The organism is Armatimonas sp. (genome assembly GCF_964826245.1).
In genome coordinates this window covers 1-4,068 of sequence record NZ_CBAYMC010000320.1, presented here as the reverse complement: position 1 = coordinate 4,068, position 4,068 = coordinate 1, and the positions used below count along the sequence as shown (strand labels likewise).

Genomic DNA, 4,068 nt, shown 5'->3' with positions numbered 1-4,068 from the left:
CCGTGAATTCGGGTTCCCCGCCGCTTGGGCTCGTCGTCCACGAAGCCAATCGGAATAATGCCCTCGGCAGGGCGGCGTAGCAAGTCACGGGCTACGGCCTCACCTGCATCCCCTGCACCCACGATCAGAGCACGCTGACGGGCACGTAGCGGCGCTTCCAGAGTCTTGTCTGACCACAGCCGGTAGCCGATCCGAACCCCTGAGAGCAAGCAGATAGTCAGTACCCAGTCAATGGTCTGCATTCCCCAGGAGTAGCTTGCCGCCGTGCCATAGCCCATTAGCGCGAGAAAGCCATAGAAAAGCACCGTGGAGAGCGTCGTCGCACCTGCCACGGTCTTGAGGTCGTGCACGGACATGTAGCGCCAGCGGATACGGTAGAGGCGAAAGAACCCAAAAGCGCTGACCCGCAGGCCAATCAGAACGGGCAGTGTGACCAGAAGCGTGTGCAGATGCGGATCGCTGAGGTGCAAGACCGTTGGCCCATACTTGAGAACAAACGAGGCAAGGTTAGCCGCCATGACCAGAGCGGCATCGATAAACACTTGTCCGATGATACGTCGGCTAATGGGAGGAAGCTGCATACGATGTCTTAGTGGAGTCCTCGGGGGAGTCAATGGCATTCTACCATGCATCAATCTGTCACAACTTTTACGACAGACACGCTGATCGAGGCAGGCTACAGCTACCGAACCGGCATCCAAGGCGTCCATCCCAGCGGCCTGACCCTTGGACTCGGGCGACGATTTTAGTCCCCTCGATTAGAACGAGGGGACGGGAGAGCTAAAGCTGCGAAGGGCGTGCCGCCCATTATGGCCCGAAGCGGCCTTTGTAGCCGAAGGCTCTCCCGCCCTGCCGTTCTAATCGGCAGGGCGACTATTTTAGCGATTCATGCAGGAATGAACTAAAGCTTTGCCGAATCGTCTACTGAACAAAATCAAACACAACTGTTTGGGAGGTTTTTCAATCGTGATTCGTTCTATTACCCGTGTTGCTTTAAGTGGCGTGGCCCTTGCGCTGATGCTCAGCGGAGCCCAGGCTAAGCCCCCGTTTGCTGAAAAAGAAGGCAAGAAGTGTAACTACTGCCATGCACCCTCGCCGCCCAAGCTTGGCTACCGTGCGCTCTACTACAAGATGCACAACTTGACTTTTGAAGGCTTCGATGATGCTGCGGAGGCCAAAAAAGCAGGTGTGGATGTCGGGCCTGATCCCGAGCCCAAGCCCAAGAGCTGGACGGCACCGAAAACCACGGAAGCGCCCAAGCCCGATGCTCCGAAGGCACCCGAAGCTCCGAAAGGCCCCAGTGTTGCTTCTCTCAAAGCTAAGTCTGATGCGGCCTCTGCTGCGCTTGCTAAGAAGCCCAACGATGCGAAGCTAAAGCTTGCCGCTGCTCAGGCAATGGCGGAGTATGGCCATGGCCAGATGCTCGATCAGAGTGTTCCTCCACGCATGCGCTACCCACAGGCTCTCGCGACCCTGCGCAAGGCTAAGGCACTCGATCCTAAGAACAAGCTGGCTCTTGAGGACATCAAAGCCATCGAGGATGCGTACAAGAGCATGGGAATGCCCATTCCCAAGTAGGAACCCTCCTCCCCCTGCCCACCCCCTAACCCCCGCCCGGCGGGGGAACCTGAGGGGTGGGCATTTTATTTTTATGGACGAAACAGGATTTATTGCGCACCGACCTGGCGGTGCGGAGGCGACCAATAGCGATGCGTTCGATGAGGACGTGCTGGAGTCGCCTTTGCCGACTCTGGTGGAGTTCTGGGCGGCACGCTGTAGCGCCTGTAAGCGGCTGGCTCCAGAACTAGAGGCACTGGCACGGGAGAACTCCCGTCAGCTACGCCTCTTTACGCTCAATGTGGATGAAGAGCTGCCCGCGGCGGTGCGCTTTAGCGTCATGGCGATACCCGCGCTTTTGCTGTTTGTGGATGGTCAGGAAGTTACCCGCTGGGTGGGAAGCGTGGAGATAGCCGCTGTCCGAAGCCAGCTGAGCACGCTCTCCCAGTCGTCGGTGAGGCCTTTGTAGGCACGGGCTTCGGGCGACATGCTCTCCAGTGCCGTGAGAAGTGGCTCAGTTGGAACCGTGCGGGCATCATAGAGGTGCAGACGAATCAAAAAGATCGCGGCGTTGAGCTCGGGGAGGGGGATCAGAATCTGGCGCTCGGTGCGTAGCCAGAGATTCTTGCCATCAAAGGGCGTCTTCCCGTGGCGTGGGTGGCGGTCGAGCTTATTATCGAAGGCAAGTCCCCAAGTAAAGCGCACAAACGGGCCACGGTTGACCATGATGTCTACTAGCGAGCTCGCGGCGGCGCGGCTTCGCTCGGTGCCGGGCACGGGGGCGTGGGTGGCGGCGTAGTTCTGCCCGATCTTCTCCTCGGGTGCCCAGTGGCTGGGGGCGCTGATATGCATCGCTGCACTCCAGTCGCCGCGCTCCGGGCTGCGCCGCACGATGGCGATGTCCTCACAGACACTCTGGCAGAAGTGGTTGAAGTCCGTCGCCACAAACGCCCGCTCCGGCCACTCAGCAGCAAGGCGTGCGTTGAGGGCTTCCATAACGGGCGCTTCGATCTCGTCAAAGTCATCGGTCAGCGCGACCCGCCCTACTTTATTGGCTAAGAACTGCGGCGTGTTCTCGTCGAACTGAAACGCGACTTCGTCGAGCCACCCGTTGCCATAGTCGGTGCCGAGGGGCTTAAGATCGGGCGTCGTGGCGTAGCGACCTTTGTCGGGCGGAAAGTAGCGCGGCTGGGGGAGAAACATAGCCCTACTTTACCCGCTCACAACGTCTAATGTGCTCAGACTCTGCGGTACTAGACGGTATACTAAAGCCCAAATGAGCACCACCATCACCCTTAATCTTCCCGATAACATCGCGGCCTGGCTCACTACCCCAGAGGGCATGGCCCGCGCCGAAGCCGCCGTGCTCGCTGCGTTTGCAGATGACGACGATGCTACTGACACGCGAACGCCTAAAGAGAAGGCCATTGATGCCGTGCGGACACAGCAGAAATCCCAGGCACGCCGGAAGCGCGACGAGCTGGTTGCCTCCGTGCGAGGTGGTGCTTGAAGGTCGCCGAAGCGCTCCGTGGAGTCACGCGGCTTGCGATAGACACGTCGGCTTTTGTAGACCTTGTGGAGAGCAGCCCCCGCTCGGCTCTGGCATGGGGGCGAATCCTCCTTCGTGTGGAAGCCAGAGAGCTTGTTCTGATTTCCTCGCCTCTGATGATCGCAGAGGCACTGGTTACCGCCTACGTTCTGGGAAGTGATGCCACGCTTTACGAAGCCCAACTGTCACTGATTGAGCAAGCTATCTGCGACGAAGAGACAGCCCGCCTGGCGGCAGAGATCGGGATTACCTACCATCTGGAGACCACCGATGCCCTGCACGTCGCCACAGCCCTACTTGCGGGTTGCGAAGCGCTCCTCACTGCCGATACCGATTTCTCTCGTGTCCGTGGCTACCCACTGCCCGGCGCTCCTGAGCGTGTTTTCAAAGTAATCCTCACACAAGAACTGAAGCCCTAGGGGGCCTACCGTACTTTGATCCCCATCGCCTCCAGTAACTGTGCTTTCCCACGGAGCGCGACTTTTGCCACCTCCCGCAGCTCCCGTGTGTAGACCTCCAGTGCCTTGAGCGCATCCTCGGCATCGGGAGTCGCTTGCTGGGCCTCGCCCTTGGCCGCCTCTTGTTTCACGTTTGCCGCACTCACCGCCGCCAGAAGCCCCCGCAATTCCGTGCGCTTCGCTGCGCCGTAGCCACGCTTGGTGAGCTTCGCCTGCACGGCCTCGGGGGCACCATCCGCCGCATCGAGAAGCGCTTTTGCCGCCGCTAAAAACGCCGCGCGTGCGTCGGGGAGCGGACGACCGGGCGCGGTGAGGCCCAGAGTCGTCAGTGCTACAGGATCGGTTGCAAAGCTCGCTTTGGCAATGCGGACATAGGCGGAGAGTTCTTCTCTCGCTGCTTTTTCGGCATCAGCGTCTGCGATTGTCCTACCAGACTGTGCGGCTCGCTTGCCGGACGTTGTGGAAAGGGCACCAGTAGCTGCGGCGACTAACTCAGCGCCTGCG

At 59.8% G+C, this 4,068-nt stretch carries 7 protein-coding genes and 1 pseudogene; 5 read left to right on the top strand and 3 right to left on the bottom strand.

What is annotated here, in order from left to right; genetic code table 11:
* Positions 1–581, bottom strand: a pseudogene (locus AC1XOS_RS20590) (hypothetical protein); the annotation flags it as partial.
* Positions 582–626: 45 nt separating this feature from the next.
* Here AC1XOS_RS20590 and AC1XOS_RS20585 point away from each other — a divergent pair.
* From AC1XOS_RS20585 to AC1XOS_RS20575, 3 genes are all read left to right on the top strand, one after another.
* A complete protein-coding gene (locus AC1XOS_RS20585) occupies positions 627–749 on the top strand; it encodes a hypothetical protein (protein WP_481964087.1) in 123 nt (40 codons plus the stop codon).
* A gap of 217 nt (positions 750–966) precedes the next feature.
* A complete protein-coding gene (locus AC1XOS_RS20580; protein ID WP_481964086.1) occupies positions 967–1,578 on the top strand; it encodes a hypothetical protein in 612 nt (203 codons plus the stop codon).
* 73 nt (positions 1,579–1,651) lie between these two features.
* The gene (locus AC1XOS_RS20575; RefSeq protein ID WP_481964085.1) at positions 1,652–2,026 is read left to right on the top strand and encodes a thioredoxin family protein; all 375 of its coding nucleotides are present in this window, start codon (positions 1,652–1,654) and stop codon (positions 2,024–2,026) included.
* Here AC1XOS_RS20575 and AC1XOS_RS20570 read toward each other — a convergent pair.
* Complete coding sequence (locus AC1XOS_RS20570) at positions 1,933–2,760, bottom strand: heme-dependent oxidative N-demethylase subunit alpha family protein (RefSeq protein ID WP_481964084.1); 828 nt, start codon at positions 2,758–2,760, stop codon at positions 1,933–1,935. The genes AC1XOS_RS20575 and AC1XOS_RS20570 overlap by 94 nt on opposite strands.
* Positions 2,761–2,833: 73 nt before the next feature.
* Here AC1XOS_RS20570 and AC1XOS_RS20565 point away from each other — a divergent pair, with 73 nt between their 5' ends.
* The gene (locus AC1XOS_RS20565) at positions 2,834–3,067 is read left to right on the top strand and encodes a hypothetical protein (RefSeq protein ID WP_481964083.1); all 234 of its coding nucleotides are present in this window, start codon (positions 2,834–2,836) and stop codon (positions 3,065–3,067) included.
* The gene (locus AC1XOS_RS20560) at positions 3,064–3,525 is read left to right on the top strand and encodes a type II toxin-antitoxin system VapC family toxin (RefSeq protein WP_481964082.1); all 462 of its coding nucleotides are present in this window, start codon (positions 3,064–3,066) and stop codon (positions 3,523–3,525) included. The genes AC1XOS_RS20565 and AC1XOS_RS20560 overlap by 4 nt, the downstream gene beginning before the upstream one ends.
* A gap of 5 nt (positions 3,526–3,530) precedes the next feature.
* Here the strand turns inward: AC1XOS_RS20560 and AC1XOS_RS20555 are convergent.
* Positions 3,531–4,068: PQLLE family protein (locus AC1XOS_RS20555; RefSeq protein ID WP_481964081.1), on the bottom strand; the 538-nt coding region annotated here is incomplete at its 5' end.

Coding starts and splice junctions, on each gene's coding strand:
- AC1XOS_RS20565 (WP_481964083.1), top strand. CDS start 2,834: ATGAGCACCACCATCACCCTTAATCTTCCCGATAACATCGCGGCCTGG.
- AC1XOS_RS20575 (WP_481964085.1), top strand. CDS start 1,652: ATGGACGAAACAGGATTTATTGCGCACCGACCTGGCGGTGCGGAGGCG.
- AC1XOS_RS20585 (WP_481964087.1), top strand. CDS start 627: ATGCATCAATCTGTCACAACTTTTACGACAGACACGCTGATCGAGGCA.
- AC1XOS_RS20570 (WP_481964084.1), bottom strand. CDS start 2,760: ATGTTTCTCCCCCAGCCGCGCTACTTTCCGCCCGACAAAGGTCGCTAC.